The following is a 21,514-nucleotide window of genomic DNA, read 5'->3' on the forward strand; positions in this document are numbered from 1 at the left end:
GAATTAAGAACGCAATAACTGATAAGAAAAAATCCCTAAAAAAGTCATTAAAACTGAACCAATAACATGAATGGCAATAGTGGTTAATCCCCATGCAATACGGCCCTCTTGTAAGAAATTCACGATTTCCGCCGAAAAAGTTGAAAAAGTCGATAATCCACCGCAAAAACCAGTGATCACCAATAAACGCCATTCATTAGGAAGGTTTGAATGATTAAAAAAAGCAATTGCAAAGCCAATAATATACCCCGCAACCAGATTTGCCAATAATGTTCCCAAAGGAATGGCAAAAGCGAGAATATTTAATTTAAGTGACAGAAACCACCGCAATAAACCACCGACGACTGAACCGACCGAAATAGCTAAAATAAGTTTTAACATACTGAATCCTTAAAATTGGGCGTATTTTTATTAACAATAATGTTTATTCTTATTAGTAAAGAACGATAACTATAACCGAGATAATAAGAAAATGCATAATATTCATTGCTGCATCATTTTCAGATTAAAAAAATAATCGTTATATCATTGTGTTTTAGAATTATCAATAAGATAGAATCATGCCCAAGTAAATGTGCTTAAGGATAGATAATTACCTGGTAATTAAGTAGAATAGTTGAAAATTTTCGTTTAATTCAAGGATACAATATGTATACAGGTATTGTGCAGGGTCAAGGTAAAATTATTGATATCATCGATCAAGATAACTTAAGAACTTATAAGGTAAAATTGCCTGAAAAATTAACGCAACATATCGAAATCGGCGCATCAATTGCTAACGATGGCTGTTGTTTAACTGTGACCGATTTTAAAGATGATTGGGTCACCTTTGACATAATGAAAGAAACATTAGCACTTACTACATTAGGCGATAAAAAGCTTGATGATTTGGTTAATATAGAACGTAGTGCCAAATATGGCGATGAAATTGGTGGTCATATAATGTCTGGGCACATATCTTGCACCGCCACAATTGTTGATATCCAAAAAACGACAACGAATTGCCAAATGACTTTAGCTTTACCCTCTAAATTCACCAAGTATGTTTTCTACAAAGGTTTTATTGGTGTTGACGGTGCTAGCCTAACCGTTGGTAATATCATGGATAATCATTTTCAAATTAATTTAATTCCTGAAACACTCGCGATTACGACTTTAAATACAAAAAAAGTAGGAGATAGAGTTAATATTGAAATTGATTCACAGACTCAAGCAATTGTTGATACAGTTGAAAGAGTTCTAGCGGAAAGCAATTAACATTTCCTTTTTAGATTAAATCATTCAAAAAATGATTATGTTAATTCTAAACATTCCTGTTTTGTCGACTTTCGAACATTTTAATGTATTGAATTCATCGTTACTATAGGGATGCTTGATTTAAGGCTTTGTTATAAAAGCCTTAATATTCCCACAACCATTCAAAAAATCTTAAACTTTGTTCTTGAGCAATCCTTCGACGGCTAATTAAGGATATCAATAAAAGTTTGCTATTGTCATTAATGGATTATTTTTGTGAAAAAGTTTGAGGTTGTGCATACGTTTAAGTAAAAAACACATTTAAAACATCACCTATCGAATATCAATGATTCCCTCTACTCATCTTTTGTTGGTGCTAAGAGGTCAACTTTTGATAAGCTTTTTTCAAAAAATAATATTATGGAAGTTATCTATCTGAACTTGATTTAAAACTTGTTAAAAAAGTAAGATGAATTTTACAAAGTAAGAACTTGTTGGCTGATTTATCAGGTTGAGTTTTTTTAGCTTTTTTAAAGCTCTAAAGATCTTTATTCGTATTTTAGGAGCAGCATATTTATGTCGGTATTCTTAACTATAAAAATTTGGATAGGCTAGAAGATTTATTTACTTGCACTATAGCAAAGAAATAACAGCGTATTATCAATATTATAGGTGGATATAAAATTGAATTTACCACTTGTTTGACTTAATGACATCGATAACTGATCTGCTGTTACTCAATTAACGAAAGGTTAATGCTGCATTTTCAAATTAACCTCAATGAAACATACTGAAGCAGATACTTAAACAGATACTTAAACAGATAATTGAGATTGAATATTTCAGTAAAGAAAGGATCTCAATAGAATTTGAGAAGTTAAAATCAGAGGTGTACGAAAAAATTCATTCAATTCATTCAATTCAGTCTGAAAAGATGAGTATACTAAAAGTAAGTTTCATTGAAGAGTGATAATAACGAAATGGTATAGACTCCTAAATATTTTTTACAAATAAATAGTATTATCAATAAAAAGCTCAAACCACAAACCTCTAAATAGAAATTAATATAATCAATTCATTCACGGTTTAAAATAAAAAAAGTAAATCTAAAAAATGATATTTATCTTTTTATAGACAACGTTTATAGTATTCATAAAGTATAATTATATGACTTCAATTAAATGAAATATTATATAAGGATTAATATGAAGATTATTAATAAATTAAAAACTGTAATGTGCTGTGCTTTATTGTTGAGTTCTGCGAGTTCTTTAGCCTCTGAAATGCAGTTAGCTGTTCCTGATCTTGTCAAAAAAGGTTTTACTAATAAATTTATTTATAACCAATTCGGTTGCCAAGGAGAAAATCAATCTCCAAATATTTCGTGGCATAATGTACCTAAAGATGCAAAAAGCCTAGTGATAACTATGTATGATCCTGATGCACCAACAGGCTCTGGCTGGTGGCATTGGACGGTAGTCAATATTCCAGTTGATGTGACTGCGCTTAAGCGTTCTGCTGGCAATAATCCTGATCTATTGCCCAAAGGCAGTCAAGTGGTTCGCAATGACTTCGGTGTAGCTGGTTACGGCGGACCATGCCCTCCAGAAAAATCTGACCACCGTTATCAATTTACACTCTACGCACTTGATATTGATCATTTAGATGTTGATGACCAAACGACACCAGCATTAATTGGTTTTATGGTTAATTCGCATCTGATTTCTAAAGCAACTGTCACTTATCATTACTCACGATAAAATGGATTAGCTATTGGATAACAACTACCGAATTAATGAATCAGTTCGGCAGTTGTTATATTGTTGTACTTGAATTTTTGCGCGTGTGATGAACTATTTTTTCATTAATAACTGATGAATTTCCACAATATCCTCAGGAGTTGTTTGGCAACAACCACCGATTAATTTAGCGCCTAATTTGGTCCAGGCATCTAATTGATTGGCAAAGGTACAATTGTGATCATGGTTTTTATGCCATAGCTTGGTCGTTGGATCATACTGCTCGCCTGAATTAGGGTAAACGATTAACGGTTTACAGGTTAGTTGACTCAATACCTCTAAAGCAGGGGTGACTTTCTCCAGAGCAATGCAATTAATCCCAACACTGACAATTTGCTCAATACGATTTAAATAGTCAATAACTTGTATTAAGGGAGTACCGTCGCTGAGGTGTTGTTGATCTTTTAATGTTAATGAAAACCAGCAGCTAACCAATGGAAATTGTTGTAATAATTTTACTAACGCTTTGATTTCCAAAAATGATGGTAATGTTTCACAAGCTAAAATATCTACACCTGCGTCAATCAGTGCTGCAATGCGATCTTTGTGAAATCCAATAAATTCATCCTCATTGAGGTGATAATCGCCAGTATATTCGGAGCCATCTGCAAGATAAGCACCATAAGGACCCACTGAACCTGCAATTAAGAGAAATTTATTTAGTTTGATCTCATTGAGGTATTGTGTTCTGGCTTGTTTGGCTAATTTTACACTGGTTTTGATTAGCTCGATTGACTCCTCGATCCCAATTCCTTTTTTGGCAAATCCCATTGGTGTTGCTTGATAGCTCGCAGTTATGGCGCAATCAGCTCCAGCTTTGAAATAATCATAATGTACTTGTTGAATTAATTCTGGCTGTTCAATTAATATTTTGGCTGACCATAAACTGTCGTTAAGATCGCTACCTCGACGTTGCAGTTCGCTAGCTAATGCACCATCAATAATGATATAACCTTTTTGTTTTAAAAGAGTTGTTATAGAACTATTGTTTTTCATTATTTATGACTCTTGTTTTGATACGTTTGGGTAAAATGATGAGCAATAAAGCAGAAAATCACGAATGGAATACCACAATATAATGCTATACGTTGTTCAGGATCGAACGCTAATCCAATACAAGCAATTAGACACAGAATAAAGCCTAAAATTGGCACTACTGGATAAAATGGTGCTTTAAATTTAAGATTTTTTTGCTCTGATGCAGATAATTGCTTTCGATAGAAATAGTGCGAAGCACAAATACTTAACCATACGGCTACCACAGCAAATCCTGAAATTGCCGTTAAAGCAACAAATACAGTATCAGGTGCAATGATACTAGAAAACAGGGCTAACAATCCCCCTAACATACTGACAGCAATTGCAGTAGTTGGGATACCTTTATCAGTTAATTGAGCAAAGCATTTTGGTAATGTGCCTTGATTTGACAGGGACCAGAGCATGCGACCTGAAGCATAAAGTCCAGAATTTGCTGCTGATAAAATCGCAGTTAGAATGACAAAATTAAAGATATCGGCAGCATAAGCAATACCGATATTTTCAAAGACCATCACAAAGGGACTGGTTACAACACCTGCTTGATCCATGGGTAAAAGTGCGGCTAAAACAAAAATAGTGCCAACAAAAAATATGATCAAGCGTAGAATAGTGGTTTTTATGGCTAATGGAATCGATTTTTCAGGATTATGAGTTTCGCCAGCGGCGATCCCGATAAGTTCAGTTCCTGAGAATGCGAAGTTGACCGATACCATTGTCATAACTATTGGGATTATGCCATTAGGGAACCAACCGTGATCAGTAATATTGTGCAAAAATGGGGCTGGAATATCATTTTTCATTGGAATAAAGCCGAAGATCGCGGCAGTACCAGCAATAATAAATACGACAATGGTGATGACTTTAATTATTGAGAACCAAAATTCACTTTCAGCAAAAAACTGTGCTGTAACGATATTGAGTGCAAAAATCACTAAACAAAAAATTAAACACCAAATCCATACTGCAATATCAGGGAACCAGTATTGCATACACATGCCGGCAGCCGTTAGGCTTGAACCCAATGCAACTGTCCATGTCAGCCAATATAACCATGCAACAGTATAGCCTGTAGCTGGGCTGATAAAGCGCGAGGCATAGGTATGAAAGGCGCCTGTTTCGGGCATAGCAACAGCTAACTCACCGAGGCATAGCATGACCAAATACACCACTAGCGCACCAATTAAATAAGATATTATTGCACCAATTGCTCCCGCAGTAGCAATAATGTATCCAGTATTAAAAAACAACCCCGTACCAATTACGCCACCTAAAGATAGCATAATTAAATGTCGGGTTTTCATAGTGCGTTTGAATTGATTTTCATTTGAGGATAGAGAATGAGTATTCATAATTATATTATTTTGAGCTTTTAAGGTTAATATTCCGCCAGTATGGCTGACGGAAAAGACTATTTGAATTGTTATTTTTATTTATCAAAAATCATGAAAGAATTCTTTTTTCGACATGATTTCACCATTGACTTGAACTTCATCACTGTCTTTGGTTAAGCTCACGTCTGAAAAAAGACCTTCGGTTTGTCCATTATCGAAAACAAAAAATGGTACGTTACCCAAAAACATTTCAGCACTTAACTTAATATTTGATTTTACGTTATTAACTTGCTGTTCGGTAACCTCACTATTTTGAGGATGTTCGAATTGCGCATAAAATTGCGCCATAACATCAAATGGTGCTTCAACCTTTAATTTTAATGTATTTATTTTCTCATCAATATCATTTGAAAAATCACTTTCTTCATCAAATGTGTAATTAAAATTGTTGATATCAAGAACGAAATTTGCATTAATATCACCGGCAGAGTTATGCCAATTGAATTTATTTAGAGTGACATTGGTATTATTTGGCATATCCTCAGCTGTGTCTTGCAAATCTTCAAAAGAGTCCACATAAAATTGATTCAATAAATAGCGCTTGTCAAGACCTTTAAAGCTTAAGTCGAGTGAGCCATTACCTAAGTTTTGCTTGCCGTAGAGGATTGAAGCAACACTGGTAAATAATGATCCATCTATTGCGTAGTTTTGGGGATTCAATTCAACGTGTTGGTTTAGGACAAATTTATTCAATTCAATGCGATTAACTGCATCAGATGCGTCTTGACCAGTAGATATAATAAGTCGATGAATTTCACTTTGGTCACTAACCTGATAATCTTTATAGTTAATTTTTCCTTTAGAGGTGAGATCATCAAAATCGATGTTGGTATTAGAACCAAATTCAATATTTTTCATATTTAAACTGCTCATTTTCATCTCATAGTTAACAGAAGCAGTATTTTGTTCAGGTTTAAATGACACATTTAAATCGTTAAAAGAAATAATGTTATTTTGATCTATTACCCAATTAAGTTTATCAAATGATGCTTTTATCGATAGATCAGAGTCATTATTTTTATCAATTACAAGATTTCCCTTACCCAGTTCAATTGCATCTTGATCCTCAATAAGATCAAAGTCTGAATCGGTTAACTTAATACCTTCAGTTTCTAATTTGACAGTAAGATAATTGCTATAACTCAGACCAGCGTGACCAGAAATAAAAGATTGATTACCCGCTAACTTCCAAAGGGTCGGATTCGTTTTATCGGTTATCGCAAATTCTAACCAGGCTATTTGTGGGATGAAATAGCCATTAGCAAGTGCGGCTAAAGGGAATGGACCATGATGAATCGTGGCCTCATCATCGTATAACACTATTACTGAGGCATCATCATTATCAATTTGTTTTTTTTGTGTCAAGGTGACTTTTAGATGTGTTTTGGTCGAAAATATTCCTTTTTTATCATTACTGTGAGAAATATTTAGATTGTAAATTTGTTGGCTGGTGTTAACCTGCTGGGTAAACTCAGCTAAGTTAGTATCGAGGTTTTCTTCGATTAAATTTCCGGTATAAATTGAAGTGCCAATATATCCAAATGCTAATATTGCAATAACTCCTGTCGCTACTATACTTTTTTTCATCATCATTCTCTTTTTATATTTTATCCGCTATAACTCTTGGTGGTTAGAAAAATCAGCCAACAAATTTTTAATATACTCAATACGATCACTTCTTTGTAAATGTGAGCTCAGTAATTTTAATCGATTTGTGCCCTCAAGGCGATAATTTTTTGGTGATTTTTGAATCATTTCAATTAAATAATCGACAGAAATTTTATTGTTTTTGCCAAATTCGATAAAACCGCCTTTTTCACCAAATTCAATTTTAGTAATTCCTAATTGGTTTGCCTGATAACGAATTTTAGTTGTTTCTAATAAAAAGAGTACAGCATCGGGTAGTTTACCAAATCGATCCCGCATTTCGATTTTTATATCGGTTAATTCCTCAATTGCTTCAATACTAGCAATACGTTTATACAATGACAGACGAGTATTCACATCAGGAATAAAATCGTCAGGAATCAAAGTTGGCAAACGTAATTCAACTTCGGTTTGCTGATTATTAAGGAGCGATTCAAGCGTGGGTTCTTTACCTTCTTTGAGTGATTTAACCGCATCATCGAGCAATTCAATATAAAGATTAAAACCAATTGTTTCAATTTGACCGCTTTGATCGCTACCCAATAATTCACCTGCGCCTCGTATTTCAAGATCATGTGTTGCTAAAGCAAACCCTGCACCTAAATCTTCCAGTGATGCAATTGCCTCTAAACGCTTTTTAGCATCTTTACTGAGCAGTTTAGGATGCGGTGTTAATAAATAGGCATAAGCTTGATGATAAGAACGACCAACCCGACCTCGCAACTGATGTAATTGAGCTAACCCAAATTTATCGGCTCGTTCAATAATGATCGTATTTGCATTCGGGATATCGATCCCAGTTTCGACAATTGTAGTACAAACGAGTATATTAAATCGTTGATGATGAAAATCATTCATGACGCGTTCCAAATCACGTTCATGCATCTGACCATGACCAATAGCAATGCGTGCTTCAGGAACCAATTCAGCGAGTTTTTCACTCACTATTTCAATGTCTGAGACATCATTATGTAAGTAGTAAATCTGACCACCACGTAAGATTTCACGTAATATTGCTTCACGAATAACCAGATCATCGTACTCACGTACAAACGTTTTAACTGCAAGACGCCGAGCAGGTGGTGTAGCAATAATAGAAAGATCACGCATGCCGCTCATTGCCATATTTAGGGTGCGTGGTATTGGTGTGGCGGTTAGGGTTAAAATATCAATATTGGCACGCATTGCTTTAATTCGTTCTTTTTGACGAACACCAAAGCGATGTTCTTCATCAACAATTAATAAGCCAAGATCTTTCCATTTTATGTCTTCTTGTAATAATTTATGAGTACCTATTACGATATCCACTTTACCTTCACCCAAAGCTTGAATAATAGCTTGTTGCTGTTTAGCTGTTTTAAATCGTGACAAGCTTTCAATTCGTATTGGCCAATTCGCAAAGCGATCACAAAAGTTTTCATAATGTTGCTCGGCAAGTAGAGTAGTAGGAACTAAAACCGCAGTTTGTTTATGATTTATCACAGCCAAAAAAGCGGCTCGAATAGCGACTTCAGTTTTACCAAAGCCAACATCACCACAAACCAATCTGTCCATTGCATAAGGTGAACACATATCGCCAATTACCGCACCAATAGCGTTTTGTTGATCCTCCGTTTCTTGATACGGAAAAGCTTCGCAAAATAATTCGTACTGTTCTCGATCTTGCTTAAATTCAAAACCTGGTTTACTTTCTCGCTCAGCATAAATATCAAGTAATTCGGCTGCAACATCTCGAACCTTTTCAGCAGCTTTTTGTCTGGCTTTACTCCATGCATCAGTACCAAGTTTATTCAGAGGAGCATTTTCTTCATCCCCGCCTGAGTAACGACTGATTAAATTCAAGGATGACACTGGCACATAAAGCTTTGTATCATTTGCGTAAAGTAAAATCAAATACTCTGCATTAATGCCACCGGTTTCAAGAGTGGTCAGACCAGCATATCGTCCTACTCCATGCTCTAAATGCACCACAGGTTTGCCAGGAGTTAATTCAGCTAAACTACGAATCAGCGTATCAGTATTGATAGCTTGCTTATTTTCTTTTTTGCGGCGAACAATCCGGCGACCCAGTAATTCATTTTCAGTAATAAAAGCAAAATTATCGGATTGATTAATAAAACCTTGCTCACTTGCACCTAAAATTATACAAAAGCGATCATTAACGTGATGGATTTCATCCAGTTGGTTAATCGTTATTGGATGAATACGAATGCGACCTAAAATTTCTTGTAATGCTTCTTTGCGACCTTCTGATTCGACCGAAAAGACGATTTTACCTGTATAACGTTCAATAAATTGATGGAATTGCAAGTAAGGATCTTTTTGTTGAATTGCAATCGCAAGATCAGGCAAATTCGAATAAGGCATATTGACATTTTTATTCGATTCGCTGATGAGTTCATGCGATACAACCAATCTCGGATATTTTTTAAAATCGGCAAAGATTTCGTCGGTTTTTGACCAAATGATTACAGGTTCCAATAATGGTCGCATTGGATCAACCTTACGATTATCGTAGCGTTGGTTGATATCTTGCCAAAATTTATTGGCATGAGACTCAATATTTACGGTGTTAAGAATGAGTGTGTTAGTCGAAAAATAGGTAAACAGCGGAGTTAATGGCTCATTAAAAAATAAGGCCTGCCAATATTCTATACCAGTGGGTAAAATATTTTTGCTGACTTGTTGATAGATACTTTCTGGCTCTAATCTGACCGGAAATTTTTCACGCCATTGGCTTCTAAAAAGCTCAATAGCGGTTTTATCAAATGGAAATTCATGCGCAGGCAATAACTGTATTTCAACTATTTCATCAATTGTACGTTGAGATTCAACATCAAAAGTGCGAATGCTATCTATTTCGTCATCAAAAAAATCAATACGATAAGGTCTATCACTGCCCATTGGATAAATATCAAACAAAGCACCTCGAGTGGTATATTCGCCATGTTCCATTACTTGACTGACAGAACGATAACCTGCATTTTCAAGTTGTAAACGTAACTTTTCGCGGCTAATTTGCAGACCTTTTTTCATCATAAACACATGCCCACCCAAATAGCTTTGTGGGCAGACTTTTTGCATTAAGGTGTTTATGGGTAAAATCAAAGCTCCTTTAGTCAAATTTCTTAAATGATAAAGGCAAGATAGACGTTCAGAAACAATATCTTGATGCGGTGAAAAACTATCATATGGCAGTGTCTCCCAATCAGGAAAAAAGATAGCAGGATAGGGTGAAAATTGTTTTAGTTCTTCATGGATACGCGTTGTTTGTTGCATATCATCTGTAATAATCACCACTAAGCCATCGTGCGCATCCATTGCTTGAGCGCAAAATTGGGATAGGGACGATCCAATTAACTGCCCAATTTGTTTTACTTCACCTGATTTTTTAGGAATTACTGTTGAAATATTAAGAGTTTTAGACATGTTGATTTTACATGGTTTTGCTAAATAATTAGTGGTAGATTATAACGTAAGAATGAGGTTGTTTTCTATAACTGTTTAATCCTGTATGATAAGCATCTTGCAATTAACTAGCTAAACTTTGTCAAGAAGTTTCAGGTAATATATACATTTATGTCAAAAATATTTCGTCCATTAGTGTTTTTTATCGGTTTGCGCTATGTCTATGGGCAAAAGACTGATGGTTTTAGTCGCTTTGTATCATGGTTATCCATGCTTGGTATTATGCTTGGCTCCATTGGTTTGATTGTTGTGTTGTCGGTCATGAATGGGCTAGAAGATCAAATGCAGAGCAGTATATTAAAATTTCTTCCTCAGGCTCAGGTAACCACATCGCAAGGTCACATCGATCCTAGAGAAATTTCTGGTGACCAATTTATGAAAATCAATGGCGTTAATCATGTGGCACCTTTAGTCACCGGTGATGTAGTTTTGCAAAGTGAAAAAGGTATCATGGTCAGTACGTTAATGGGTATCAATCCGGAAGATGGTGATCCTATTAACGAATACGTTTACACGGGTTCAGTATCCGATCTTATACCTGGGCAATATAACGTCATTATCGGGGTAACTTTAGCTAATCAATTGGGTGTTACTGTTGGCGATAAAATACGCTTAATGGTGACCGATGCTAGCCAAATTACGCCAGTTGGTCGGATTCCTTCACAAAGACTATTTAATATCGTTGGTATGTTTTCAATTAATCATGATATCAATCAAGCCTTGATTTATGTTAATCAAACCGATGCCCGTCACTTACTTCGTTACCATGAAGGAATAATAACGAGCTGGCGCTTGTTTTTAAATAAACCATTAGATATTACATCTGTGACCAGCATGCCATTACCGAAAGGATTAGTCTTCAATGATTGGCGAGCAAAACGCGGAGAATTATTCCAAGCTATCAAAATGGAAAAAAATGTCATGGGATTATTAATCAGTCTAATTGTCATTGTGGCTGCTTTTAATATCATTACCTCGTTAAGTTTATTAGTGATGGAAAAACAAGGTGAAGTGGCGATATTAAAAACTCAAGGACTGTCTCGTTTTAAAATCATGTTAATTTTTATCATTCAAGGAGCAAGTTCAGGGGTAATTGGTACATTATTAGGAAGCAGTGTAGGACTGTTACTGGCTTATTACTTGAATGAAATTATGCAATTATTTGGATTATCGTTTGCTGGTATTCAATTACCGTCGCTGGTTGAGCCAACACAAATTATCTTTATTATTATTGGATTACTCATGTTATCGATAATTTCAACTATTTATCCTGCCCATCGTGCAGCCAATATTCAACCAGCCGAGGCGTTACGTTATGAATAATTCACAAATCTTGCTTTCAGCAAAAAATCTTTGCAAAACCTACAATGAAGGCAAAATGGTAACCGAAGTTTTAAAGAACGTTTCGTTTGATATCTATTCAAGATCATTATTAGCAATTATTGGCAGCTCAGGATCGGGTAAAAGTACTTTGTTACATCTTCTTGGTGGATTAGATAAACCAACATCTGGCGAAATCATTTTTAAATCGCAGCAATTAAACCAGCTATCTGAAAAAGAAAAAGCACACCTTCGTAATCAAGAAATAGGTTTTATTTATCAATTTCACCACTTATTGCCCGATTTTTCTGCTTTAGAAAATGTTGCAATGCCTTTATTAATTAGTGGTGCAAATCCTAATGATGCCAAAAAGCGAGCAATGGTTATGCTAGAATCGGTTAATTTAGCTAAACGTGCAAATCATAGACCGTCTGAACTGTCTGGCGGTGAACGTCAGCGTGTGGCGATTGGACGAGCACTTATCAACAATCCAGCATTGGTTATGGCAGATGAACCGACAGGTAATTTGGATAAAACTACCGCTAATGCCATTTTTGATTTATTAATAAGTTTGAATCGTGATCATGGCACTGCTTTTTTAGTGGTCACGCATGATCTAGAGCTAGCAAATAAACTCGATAACCAATTAATTATGTACGATGGGCGATTGACTAATCGTTCACTAACTGAAAAAATTTAATGGATAATGACAATGAATTTATCATTAATCACCGCCATTAAGTTCCGCAAAGGACGCCGTAAAAGTGGAATGGTATCGTTAATATCAATTATTTCAACATTCAGTATTGCTATTGGTATTGCCGCTTTAATCATTGGTTTGAGTGCAATGAATGGTTTTGAGCGTGAACTGCATAATCGAGTGCTGTCAGTAGTACCACATGGGCAGTTTTATCCCGAAGATGGCTATCTAGATAATTGGCGAGAAGTTCAAAATGAATTAAAACATAATCGTCACATTGTTTCAGCTATGCCTTTTGTTAATTTTACTGGATTGATTGAGAATGCGAGTAAACTTGGCGCCGTAGAAATAGAAGGGGTCGATCCTGATCAAGAAAAATCAGTCAGTACGCTGCCTAAATACGTTTTGAATAATCAATGGCAAAAATTTAAAGCTGATAGTCAACAAATTATTATAGGAGCGGGTTTAGCTAAAAATTTAGCCGTTAAAGAAAGAGATTGGGTTACATTATTAATTCCAGTATCAAGTGGTCCTAATCAACTTAAACCACCAAAGCGTGTACGTTTACAAGTTATCGGTATTTTGGAATTAAGTGGAAGTCTGAGCAATAATATTGCGTTACTTCCTTTAGCGGATGCCCAAAAATTACTGAATATGGGGGACAGTGTTACAGGTGTTATGGTGAATGTTGATAATGTATATCAGTCCAAATATATTATGAGTCAGGCAGCATTAGCTCTTGATGAAAATTTATCTTTTAATAGTTGGGAACAAACTTACGGTTTTATGTATCGCGATATTCAAATGATCAGAGAAATTATGTATCTAGCTATGATTGTTGTTATTGGTGTTGCTTGTTTCAATATTGTTTCGACATTAGTGATTGCCGTTAAAGATAAGCAACGCGATATCGCCATATTAAAAACCCTAGGTGCAACCAATCGATTAATCAAACATACGTTTATTTGGTATGGGATAATTTCAGGACTAATTGGGAGTTTAATTGGTGTAATGTTAGGATTGATTTTATCATGGCAACTATCAAGTATCATGGCTATTGTGGAATCTTTAATAGGGCATAAAATCCTTAATAGTAATATCTATTTTGTTGACTTTTTACCGTCTGAAATTCATCTTTTTGATGTTGTAATTGTGTTTATTACTGCAATGTTGCTAAGTTTGGTTGCGAGCTATTATCCTGCTCAAAGGGCCTGTAAAATCGATCCCGCTCGAGTATTGAGTAGCTATTAATAACAACAAAGCATAAACGCTAAAGGTGCGCCGTTTGGTGCGCCTTTTTTATCAATACCCATCGATCAAAGAATAATATTGATAATGTTGATAACCCCAATATAAAAGTAGAGTTGCAACAGCAAAAATTAGGGCTGTTAGCGTCGTACAAATTTTGCTTGGATATCGGAATTTTCTTAAACAAAATGTGATTAACCCGCCCAAAACAAAACCGGTTACTGCACCTCCAATGTGTGCCATATTGTCAACAGAAGGTAGTAATCCCAATCCGGCGGTGAGCAATAAACTCACTACAATTGATTTGATAGGCATTTCATGTAAATCCGTTCGATTAATTAACGAGTAAGCGAGCAGAGCGGTGATAATACCTAAAATTGCCCCCGAAGCGCCGCAGCTTATAACGTTATAATGAATTGTGGCGATATCACTTGCTAAACTGCCAAATAAACCCGAGAGCAAATAGATACCTAAAAAAGCGAATGGGGGAATCAATCTTTCTAAAATCATGCCAACACTCCACAACGCTAACATATTCATAGCAAGATGAGCTAATCCTATATGCATGAAAATGTTGGTAAAAAGGCGCCAGTATTGGCCAGAAAAAGTTATTTGAGCAACATCAGCTCCCCAGTCAATTAAAAACTGATTTTGATTTAAATCTGACAGACCTCTCATATCAAGAAGTCGAGAAAAAATAAACCAAGCAACATTAATACAAACTAAAATGCTGGTAATTTTAGCTTGACGATATAAGAATTGAACATGTTTTACAAAATTCATGTGTTGAGTTTTCCTTTTGAAAAACGAAATGTTTAAAAATAGACAGAGGATTTAAACCAACTGCTTTCCATAAATAACCAAATCACGCTTAACGTCATCCAGTTCCGCAATTTTAGGTAATAATCCCCATTGTTGATAATTCATTTTTTTGAATAAATTTATGCTAGGAAGATTATGACCAAAAATATAGCTAAGTATGGTTTCAATACCTGCCTGTTTGGCAAATAATTCAATGTGTTTAATGGTGGATTGACCAATGGTTTTCCCTCTAAAATCATGATGCAAATACAAACTGATTTCAACCGTTTTAACATAAGCCGCGCGACCATAAAAAGAGGATAAACTTACCCAACCACAAGATTGATTCTGATATTTGATTAACCAAAGTGGGCGATTTTGAGGATTATGCTGTTCAAACCAAACCATACGACTTTCAATCGATACTGGCTGCAAATCCGCCGTAATTTGACGGCTCGCTATGGTTTCGTTATATACATTTATAATAAAAGGCAAATCATCTAAAGTGGCATCAGTAAAGGTAATCATAAAATAAAATAACAAGGATTAATTATGCCTCATTGTAATGGCTTTAATGATAGCAAGCAATATTTAAAAAAACGATATAACTGTAGAAAAATCATTAACTCACCTAAAGAGTGCCTACACAATATTATGACACTATTTTCAAACAGATTTTTTAATTAGATCATTTATTACGAATGAAATGTTTAAATTTTTTAAGAAAAGGAAGAAAAATAATCAGAACAATTAGCCTATTTTAGCGTTTAACTTGAGTAAAAAAATCAATAATGGCTTGGTTGGAAGCCGTGATTTTCAGATTTTTTCGCCAAACAAGGTAAATATTAATTTTTAATTTCTTATCTTGGTGGGGATTTAATTTTTTGTAAGATACGCCATCAACTTTGGCTTGTGCCATTGATTGTGGTAAAAGCATCATTCCTTTACCTAAAGCAACTTCTAGTAACATAGAAAGATTATCTGCAAGCTCTGCTCGCCTAATTATAGGCTTGTCTAAACGATTGAAAACGTTTTCACATTGTTCGTAAAAAAAGGGATTTAAATGTTGTTTAAACCAAAATAGTGGTAAATCGGTCAAATCATTAAGATCGATATTTTCTTGTTTGTTACAGCGATGATTTGCAGGCAAAACTAAAGTCATAGATTCTTGATAAATCAGTAATGAATTTTCAGTGAATGTTCGATTTGGATAATCAGAAACAATAGCGAAATCAATATTGCCTTGCTGCAATTCACGTAATAATTCTTTGGAAATATAGTTGTGTTGATAGATTTCAGCGTGTTCACTAAATTTTGATAAAAAAAGTTTAAAATAAGGAATATAATCAAAATTTAAAGTTTTTGTGGTTCCTATCATAACTTTTTTAATACTAATGCTTTTAGTTGAATTAACGATTGAACAAAGATCATTTAACAATTGGCTTACTTGAGATTTCAGTATTTCGCCTTCTTGAGTTAAGGTAATATTATGTGAGTTTCTTAAAAACAACGTACTTTGTAATGTTTCTTCCAATATTTTAATTTGTGTTGTAAGTGGAGGTTGACTCATACCTAATTTTTTTGCGGCACGGGTAAAACTCATTTCCTCACAAACGGCAATAAAGTATTGTAATTGTTTAATGGATGGTAATCTTTTGCTATAGATATCCATGATTTTCATCATTCCTAATTTGATACTTCCCTAATTTTTTAATCTGCTTTGCAGTTAATTTTTATTAAAGATCATCTTGATATTATGAAGGATTTTTTTATCTTTTGCATTTGTTTATCGTATTTTTGGCTATACGAATTTCGTATAGCCAAAAATGTATTTCCCAATTTTTGGTCTCTCAATTAGGATTTCATCAGAATTTCAATTTTACTCGATTGCAATTTTTTATTTTTGTTTCGTTATCCCATGAAGCATCAACAATGTTTTAAATTCTAGTAGTATGCAACTCATTAGAAATGAGAACAATAAAAAATCAGCTAATTCAATATTAAGGGCCCCAATTATGAAAAATGACTTATTACGTATAATGATATTGATATTTTGCTGCTTTTATGGAGAATTAAGTATGGCAAATTTAAGAATGCTAGCTTCGGGCTTTAATGCACCGACAGGAATCGCTTTTGATCGCTCTGGTATGATGTATGTGACAAATTGGTCTGGTGATTCAATTGTAAAAGTGAACAGCAATGGCAAACAAGAGATCTTCTATTCTGGTATTGCGTCACCTGCAGGAATAGTCATTGATAAGCAAGATAATGTATACGTTTCATCTTATCGTGATGACTATATTTTAAAAATTACGCCTAATGGTCAAACACAAAAAATATCAGAGGGCTATCATACGCCTACGGGAATCGCTTTTTCTAATGATGGTCAACTATTAGTCACGAATCGTTCAACAGGAGAAATTGTAGCACTTGATTTAGAAACCAAACAAAAGACGATTCTAGCCCAGGGATTGACTACACCCGTTGGGGTTACTCAACTGGCAGATAATAGTTTAATTGTCTCTCAATATAGCGGTAATTTGACCATGATTCAACCTAATGGTAATAGAACGGAATTAGGCGATCAATTCGATCGTCCTGGGGTGGGTATTGTTACAATTTCGTCCAATATTGTCGCAGTCATCGATCATGGCGCGGGAATGGTACGACAAATTGACATAAAAACAAAAAAGGTAACAACTTTAGCCTCGTCTCTATCAGGAGCGGTTGCATTAGCCTATTATAAAAACCGTTACTATATCGGAGTTTGGGGTAATGGTTCAATCTATAGGCTGGATAATAATTAAGTTCAGATAAGTGAACACAATCACGTTAACCGATGAGGGAAAATGGAGTTTCATATTAACAGGCAAGTTGCAACTGGCTGGATTATCAAATCAACATTGAGACTAGGATAATTATCAGGATTTCCATCGAATCATAAATAAAATAATTAAGTTAGTTTCCAATTCATCATTGAGTCTAATGATAGCGATCACTGAATATATTAAACAACATTCAGCATCGACATGAAAAAGACAATAAAAAAAATTGATCCTAATGAAGGGCTTTTTCATTGGAGCGTACATTTAGATTCGATTGACAACAGACGCGATTGCAAAATTTTACCTTTAATTAATCGTCAAGATTTACCGAAATGTGTATTGATGATGATGGATGGCTCAATCGTGGCTTTTTTAGCAATTGTTTTCTCTATTTTGATTTTATTATTCAATTAAATCATTCAGTACATAAAACATGAGTCTTCTTATTGCATTTCACATTCTTGTAGAAGAAAAGGAGGATGGATTGCGAAGTATGAATGAACTTTAATCGTTAATGATCATCTGATCTAAAGTAAAATCAAAAAATGATAAGATATTAAAAAATAAAAACCGATGCCGCGATCTATGGATTTTACATTAGTTAACAAATCTTTATAAGATAAGTTTGCTAATTTTTTATAAAATATTATACTTCGCAACATAAGATTGAATTTATTGAACAAAGCAATCCTATGTAGAGAGGACGTAACAATATGTTAAAATGCAATTGGTTTGTAGGGGGTCATAATTTAGATTCATCTTTAAAGTTAAAAATAAAGGATGATTTTTTGACTTCAATTTCTTCAAGTCCCCAAAAGTATTTTCAGTCAACCTTTAATTTTGCATGGAACTTATCTAAAATAATTTTAGATAAACCTTCTCATTGCAAGATTTTGTTGATCAGTGCAAGTATTTTAGTTGGGCTAAGTATTAATGATGTAACCGCATTAAATGTCAGGACAGCAAATGTAATTCAAGCTAATCCGCCATATTTAATTGATAATGGTTTGATTAACACTGAGGAAGCAGAAACACTATTAGGTTTAACTTTATCAGATGGAACTGTAAATGAAGGGATTGATGATGAATCAGATACAGATGATCAACTTGAAGATCCATCTGAATCAGATGATGACCAAATAATAGAGACTATGCCTTTATCGGGCAGCAGCCACTTAATTAAATCAATAAACTAAACAATTAAAGTATTAATACGCTGATGCTGGGCATAGTGCGGTAAATAATACTCAAAAAAAGGAAATAATAGGAATAATGGCACGAGTAAAGCATATAAGGAAATTATGCAGAAGATTAAAGTGCATTTTAAACATCATTTAAATCAATGATAAGTCCAACTTTCAGTCAATTCAAAATCTAAGATGACCGACAAAATACTAGTATGTATTTAAGTGTTAGTTAAACTTACCATATGGCATTTAATCATGGACCAATTAATGCAAACATAAAATTTTAGGTTTAAAAAATACCTATCCTTCTTGGATGAAATAATTTATTTCACCAAGTCTTTTTTTACGAAAATTCAACCTAAGGATAGGAGAAATTCCGAATCATTGAAAAAAATGGCTTGAACAGTCGGATACGAATGAAATCAATGGTAAATCTTGCAAGAGTGATCATTTCATATCTGGCTAACAGAGTTATATCATTTTTTTTAATTCAACCGGATTTCTTATATCCATCATTAAAATTCTTTATTTCAAGATTAAAATATCCCAATAGCCTATTATCGAACGAAAACAGTTAAATAACGGTTTATATAAATTTGTGAAACCATAAACTTGATTAACGAAAAATCAAAAAAATTGCATTACTCTATCGTAATGGTTGTTTAGTCAAAGGGATGGCAGCACAATTTTAAGCATAAACTTTTAAGCATAAATCAAATAATGCAGTGGAGTGATATCTCATCTTTTACTAAAACGTCCAGTTAACCTTAAACTTGTTCACAAAACAATCGAACTAAAATTTACAACGCAATAATGACTCTACCACGTGTTATATCACTTATAATTTTTTGTAATATCAATAAATTATCTTTGGTAATGGCTATGCTTACCTTTACCCCTTCGGCATCGAAATCTTGATTTTCAATAATAGCATCCAGTTCTTTAAGACGGTTTTCGATAATTGGCCATTCGTGATAATAGCAATGAAATTGCAATGTAACGCGTGCAATAAGCTCAATCAAAGTTGCTTGTTGAAGGCAGTGACTGGCAGAACCGCCATATGCACGAATTAACCCTCCAGTACCCAATTTTATGCCACCAAAGTAACGTGTAACCACCACTACAATTTGATCGCAATTTTGTCCTTCAATGGCCGATAGAATAGGACGTCCCGCTGTACTGCTTGGCTCACCATCATCATTAAAACGATATTGTTGACCAATCTTCCAAGCCCAACAATTATGAGTGGCATTAGGATCACTGATTATGTCAATGAATTTAGTTGCATCTTCCACTGAGGTTACGGGTGCCGCATTGACAATAAAACGACTTTTTTTGATCTCTTCGGTGAGTTCTGTAGGAATTGCTAATGTATATGGCATTCGTATTCTGTTAAAATTATTTCATTACAAGTAATGATACTGATCATAATTAAAATGTCTATTAATTTGCAACAATTAAAACAAACCCAGTTATTGTTGGCTAATCAAGTCAGATTGTCTGATGAATTTAGCGAACCAGTAAATTTTATTGGTGGTACCGATGTAGGGTTCGAAGAGGGAGGTAATATTACTCGGGCTGCTATTGTTGTGCTAAGTTACCCTGACTTTTCTGTCGTTGAATATCATGTTGCTCGTTTAAAAACCGAATTTCCCTATATTCCGGGCTATTTATCTTTCCGGGAATTTCCTGCGTTATTGGCAGCGTGGCAAAAAATTGAAATAAAACCGGATTTATTATTGGTGGATGGTCAAGGCGTTGCTCATCCCCGACGCTTAGGGATTGCCAGTCATCTTGGTTTATTGTTGGATAGACCGACTATTGGAGTGGCTAAAAAACGATTATGTGGGCATTTTGAAACATTACCAAAACAAGCAGGCAATGTTACCCCTTTATTAGATAAACAACAGCAAATTGGTTGGGCACTACAAAGTAAAAACAATTGTAATCCCTTGTTCATTTCGGCAGGGCATCGTGTTACTCAAGCGAGCGCATTAAAGTGGGTTAATTTGTGTTTACGAGGTTATCGTTTACCTGAGCCAACTCGTTGGGCGGATGCGATTGCGTCAAATAAATCTCTATTCAAGAAGTTATTAAATGATAAATAGTCATCAAGAGCCTTTAAAAAAAGGTGGTTTTACGTTTAAACGTTTTTTTGTTGCACACGATAAAAGCCCTATGCAAGTAACAACAGATAGTTGTTTACTGGGCGCTTGGGCTCCAATAGACCATCATCCACAAAAAATCCTTGATATTGGAACAGGATGTGGAGTGATAGCGTTAATGTTGGCTCAGCGTTTAGCTCATTTTCCTTGTCAAATTGATGCCATTGATATTGATGCTGATGCGGTTAGACAGTGTCAGGAAAACAGTGTGCATGCTGACTTGCTTTCAGTCAAGGCACAACAAGCTGATATTAATGCATTTCGTCCAAATATTTCGCCTTGGTATGACCTGATTGTAACAAATCCGCCTTATTTTGAGCCAGCCGTTGATTGTCGTAATAGCCAAAGACAACAGGCCCGTTATACAGAAAGTTTAAATTTCGAACAGCTTATTCATTCAGTTAAACGTTTATTAAAACCTACGGGGTTATTTTGTTTGGTCCTACCCTTTGATATCGCTCATCAGTTTACTTGTCTATGTGAAACACATCAGCTTTTTTTACAACAAGAATTGCAAGTGAAATATAATGAAAACAAAAATTTTTCATTGTCATTATTGGCGTTTTCTTTGACTAAAAATGGTCATGTGTTCAGTAAACAACTTTGTATGCGTGATGATGACGGGCGCTATTCATCAGCATTTAGACAATTACTGGTTGATTTTTATCTGTTGCGAAAATAATCCTTGA

General features: G+C 34.7%; 19 protein-coding genes. 10 read left to right on the forward strand and 9 right to left on the reverse strand.

Annotated elements, in window-relative coordinates:
* Window positions 1-3: 3 nt before the first annotated feature.
* On the reverse strand, window positions 4-381 hold the full coding sequence (crcB, locus tag J4T76_RS10510; RefSeq protein WP_267345779.1) for a fluoride efflux transporter CrcB: 378 nt from the start codon (window positions 379-381) through the stop codon (window positions 4-6).
* Window positions 382-648: 267 nt separating this feature from the next.
* Between crcB and J4T76_RS10515 the strand changes: the two genes are divergently transcribed.
* Together J4T76_RS10515 and J4T76_RS10520 are read left to right on the forward strand one after the other, a co-directional pair.
* Window positions 649-1,257, forward strand: coding sequence for a riboflavin synthase subunit alpha (locus J4T76_RS10515; RefSeq protein WP_267340816.1), 609 nt, complete (start codon window positions 649-651; stop codon window positions 1,255-1,257).
* Between the two features lie 1,184 nt (window positions 1,258-2,441).
* The gene (locus tag J4T76_RS10520) at window positions 2,442-2,996 is read left to right on the forward strand and encodes a YbhB/YbcL family Raf kinase inhibitor-like protein (RefSeq protein WP_267340817.1); all 555 of its coding nucleotides are present in this window, start codon (window positions 2,442-2,444) and stop codon (window positions 2,994-2,996) included.
* A 93-nt stretch (window positions 2,997-3,089) separates the two neighbouring features.
* On the opposite strand, the gene mmuM is transcribed toward J4T76_RS10520, so the two are convergent.
* The 4 genes from mmuM to mfd all read right to left on the reverse strand — a co-directional run bounded on the left by mmuM (window position 3,090) and on the right by mfd (window position 10,540).
* Window positions 3,090-4,031, reverse strand: a complete 942-nt coding sequence (gene mmuM / locus J4T76_RS10525) for a homocysteine S-methyltransferase (protein ID WP_267340819.1) — start codon at window positions 4,029-4,031, stop codon at window positions 3,090-3,092.
* The gene (mmuP, locus tag J4T76_RS10530; protein ID WP_267340820.1) at window positions 4,031-5,422 is read right to left on the reverse strand and encodes an S-methylmethionine permease; all 1,392 of its coding nucleotides are present in this window, start codon (window positions 5,420-5,422) and stop codon (window positions 4,031-4,033) included. Before mmuP ends, mmuM begins: the two co-directional genes overlap by 1 nt.
* Before the next feature lie 84 nt (window positions 5,423-5,506).
* Window positions 5,507-7,051 (reverse strand): DUF945 family protein, encoded by a 1,545-nt coding sequence (locus J4T76_RS10535; protein ID WP_267345780.1) that lies wholly within the window; start codon window positions 7,049-7,051, stop codon window positions 5,507-5,509.
* A gap of 27 nt (window positions 7,052-7,078) precedes the next feature.
* Entirely contained in the window at window positions 7,079-10,540 is a 3,462-nt protein-coding gene (mfd, locus tag J4T76_RS10540) for a transcription-repair coupling factor (RefSeq protein WP_267345781.1), read from the reverse strand.
* 159 nt (window positions 10,541-10,699) lie between these two features.
* On the opposite strand from mfd, the gene lolC reads away from it, so the two are divergent.
* From lolC to lolE, 3 genes are read left to right on the forward strand one after another with little or no spacing between them, the layout of a single operon-like run.
* On the forward strand, window positions 10,700-11,902 hold the full coding sequence (gene lolC, locus J4T76_RS10545; protein WP_416380222.1) for a lipoprotein-releasing ABC transporter permease subunit LolC: 1,203 nt from the start codon (window positions 10,700-10,702) through the stop codon (window positions 11,900-11,902).
* A complete protein-coding gene (gene lolD, locus J4T76_RS10550; protein WP_267340824.1) occupies window positions 11,895-12,599 on the forward strand; it encodes a lipoprotein-releasing ABC transporter ATP-binding protein LolD in 705 nt (234 codons plus the stop codon). The genes lolC and lolD overlap by 8 nt, the downstream gene beginning before the upstream one ends.
* 6 nt (window positions 12,600-12,605) lie before the next feature.
* Window positions 12,606-13,850 (forward strand): lipoprotein-releasing ABC transporter permease subunit LolE, encoded by a 1,245-nt coding sequence (gene lolE / locus J4T76_RS10555; protein ID WP_416380586.1) that lies wholly within the window; start codon window positions 12,606-12,608, stop codon window positions 13,848-13,850.
* Between the two features lie 51 nt (window positions 13,851-13,901).
* On the opposite strand, the gene J4T76_RS10560 is transcribed toward lolE, so the two are convergent.
* From J4T76_RS10560 to J4T76_RS10570, 3 genes are all read right to left on the reverse strand, one after another.
* Window positions 13,902-14,630, reverse strand: coding sequence for a rhomboid family intramembrane serine protease (locus tag J4T76_RS10560; RefSeq protein WP_267345783.1), 729 nt, complete (start codon window positions 14,628-14,630; stop codon window positions 13,902-13,904).
* A 51-nt stretch (window positions 14,631-14,681) separates the two neighbouring features.
* Complete coding sequence (locus tag J4T76_RS10565; protein WP_267354951.1) at window positions 14,682-15,176, reverse strand: GNAT family N-acetyltransferase; 495 nt, start codon at window positions 15,174-15,176, stop codon at window positions 14,682-14,684.
* 232 nt (window positions 15,177-15,408) lie between these two features.
* A complete protein-coding gene (locus J4T76_RS10570; RefSeq protein WP_267356071.1) occupies window positions 15,409-16,320 on the reverse strand; it encodes a LysR family transcriptional regulator in 912 nt (303 codons plus the stop codon).
* Window positions 16,321-16,726: 406 nt separating this feature from the next.
* On the opposite strand from J4T76_RS10570, the gene J4T76_RS10575 reads away from it, so the two are divergent.
* From J4T76_RS10575 to J4T76_RS10585, 3 genes are all read left to right on the forward strand, one after another.
* Window positions 16,727-17,455 carry a Vgb family protein gene (locus J4T76_RS10575; RefSeq protein ID WP_267345785.1) on the forward strand — a complete coding sequence of 243 codons (729 nt, stop codon included), beginning with the start codon at window positions 16,727-16,729 and terminating at the stop codon, window positions 17,453-17,455.
* Window positions 17,456-17,677: 222 nt separating this feature from the next.
* Window positions 17,678-17,887 carry a hypothetical protein gene (locus tag J4T76_RS10580; protein ID WP_267340832.1) on the forward strand — a complete coding sequence of 70 codons (210 nt, stop codon included), beginning with the start codon at window positions 17,678-17,680 and terminating at the stop codon, window positions 17,885-17,887.
* Window positions 17,888-18,186: 299 nt separating this feature from the next.
* Complete coding sequence (locus J4T76_RS10585; protein ID WP_267340833.1) at window positions 18,187-18,669, forward strand: hypothetical protein; 483 nt, start codon at window positions 18,187-18,189, stop codon at window positions 18,667-18,669.
* Between the two features lie 791 nt (window positions 18,670-19,460).
* On the opposite strand, the gene J4T76_RS10590 is transcribed toward J4T76_RS10585, so the two are convergent.
* A complete protein-coding gene (locus J4T76_RS10590) occupies window positions 19,461-20,042 on the reverse strand; it encodes an IMPACT family protein (RefSeq protein ID WP_267340834.1) in 582 nt (193 codons plus the stop codon).
* Window positions 20,043-20,102: 60 nt separating this feature from the next.
* On the opposite strand from J4T76_RS10590, the gene nfi reads away from it, so the two are divergent.
* Together nfi and J4T76_RS10600 are read left to right on the forward strand one after the other, a co-directional pair.
* A complete protein-coding gene (gene nfi, locus J4T76_RS10595; protein ID WP_416380221.1) occupies window positions 20,103-20,768 on the forward strand; it encodes a deoxyribonuclease V in 666 nt (221 codons plus the stop codon).
* A complete protein-coding gene (locus J4T76_RS10600; protein WP_267356073.1) occupies window positions 20,758-21,507 on the forward strand; it encodes a tRNA1(Val) (adenine(37)-N6)-methyltransferase in 750 nt (249 codons plus the stop codon). The genes nfi and J4T76_RS10600 overlap by 11 nt, the downstream gene beginning before the upstream one ends.
* Window positions 21,508-21,514 lie beyond the last annotated feature (7 nt).

This window comes from Gilliamella sp. B3022, from assembly GCF_028751545.1.
Lineage (GTDB): Bacteria > Pseudomonadota > Gammaproteobacteria > Enterobacterales > Orbaceae > Gilliamella.

Excerpts from the sequence above, each read along its gene's own strand:
- crcB (WP_267345779.1), bottom strand. The coding sequence starts at position 381 with ATGTTAAAACTTATTTTAGCTATTTCGGTCGGTTCAGTCGTCGGTGGT.
- J4T76_RS10600 (WP_267356073.1), top strand. The coding sequence starts at position 20,758 with ATGATAAATAGTCATCAAGAGCCTTTAAAAAAAGGTGGTTTTACGTTT.
- J4T76_RS10520 (WP_267340817.1), top strand. The coding sequence starts at position 2,442 with ATGAAGATTATTAATAAATTAAAAACTGTAATGTGCTGTGCTTTATTG.
- J4T76_RS10535 (WP_267345780.1), bottom strand. The coding sequence starts at position 7,051 with ATGAAAAAAAGTATAGTAGCGACAGGAGTTATTGCAATATTAGCATTT.
- mmuM (WP_267340819.1), bottom strand. The coding sequence starts at position 4,031 with ATGAAAAACAATAGTTCTATAACAACTCTTTTAAAACAAAAAGGTTAT.
- J4T76_RS10560 (WP_267345783.1), bottom strand. The coding sequence starts at position 14,630 with ATGAATTTTGTAAAACATGTTCAATTCTTATATCGTCAAGCTAAAATT.
- J4T76_RS10585 (WP_267340833.1), top strand. The coding sequence starts at position 18,187 with ATGTTAAAATGCAATTGGTTTGTAGGGGGTCATAATTTAGATTCATCT.
- J4T76_RS10570 (WP_267356071.1), bottom strand. The coding sequence starts at position 16,320 with ATGGATATCTATAGCAAAAGATTACCATCCATTAAACAATTACAATAC.
- J4T76_RS10575 (WP_267345785.1), top strand. The coding sequence starts at position 16,727 with ATGGCAAATTTAAGAATGCTAGCTTCGGGCTTTAATGCACCGACAGGA.
- lolD (WP_267340824.1), top strand. The coding sequence starts at position 11,895 with ATGAATAATTCACAAATCTTGCTTTCAGCAAAAAATCTTTGCAAAACC.
- J4T76_RS10565 (WP_267354951.1), bottom strand. The coding sequence starts at position 15,176 with ATGATTACCTTTACTGATGCCACTTTAGATGATTTGCCTTTTATTATA.
- lolE (WP_416380586.1), top strand. The coding sequence starts at position 12,606 with ATGACAATGAATTTATCATTAATCACCGCCATTAAGTTCCGCAAAGGA.
- J4T76_RS10590 (WP_267340834.1), bottom strand. The coding sequence starts at position 20,042 with ATGCCATATACATTAGCAATTCCTACAGAACTCACCGAAGAGATCAAA.
- J4T76_RS10580 (WP_267340832.1), top strand. The coding sequence starts at position 17,678 with ATGAAAAAGACAATAAAAAAAATTGATCCTAATGAAGGGCTTTTTCAT.
- mfd (WP_267345781.1), bottom strand. The coding sequence starts at position 10,540 with ATGTCTAAAACTCTTAATATTTCAACAGTAATTCCTAAAAAATCAGGT.
- mmuP (WP_267340820.1), bottom strand. The coding sequence starts at position 5,422 with ATGAATACTCATTCTCTATCCTCAAATGAAAATCAATTCAAACGCACT.
- J4T76_RS10515 (WP_267340816.1), top strand. The coding sequence starts at position 649 with ATGTATACAGGTATTGTGCAGGGTCAAGGTAAAATTATTGATATCATC.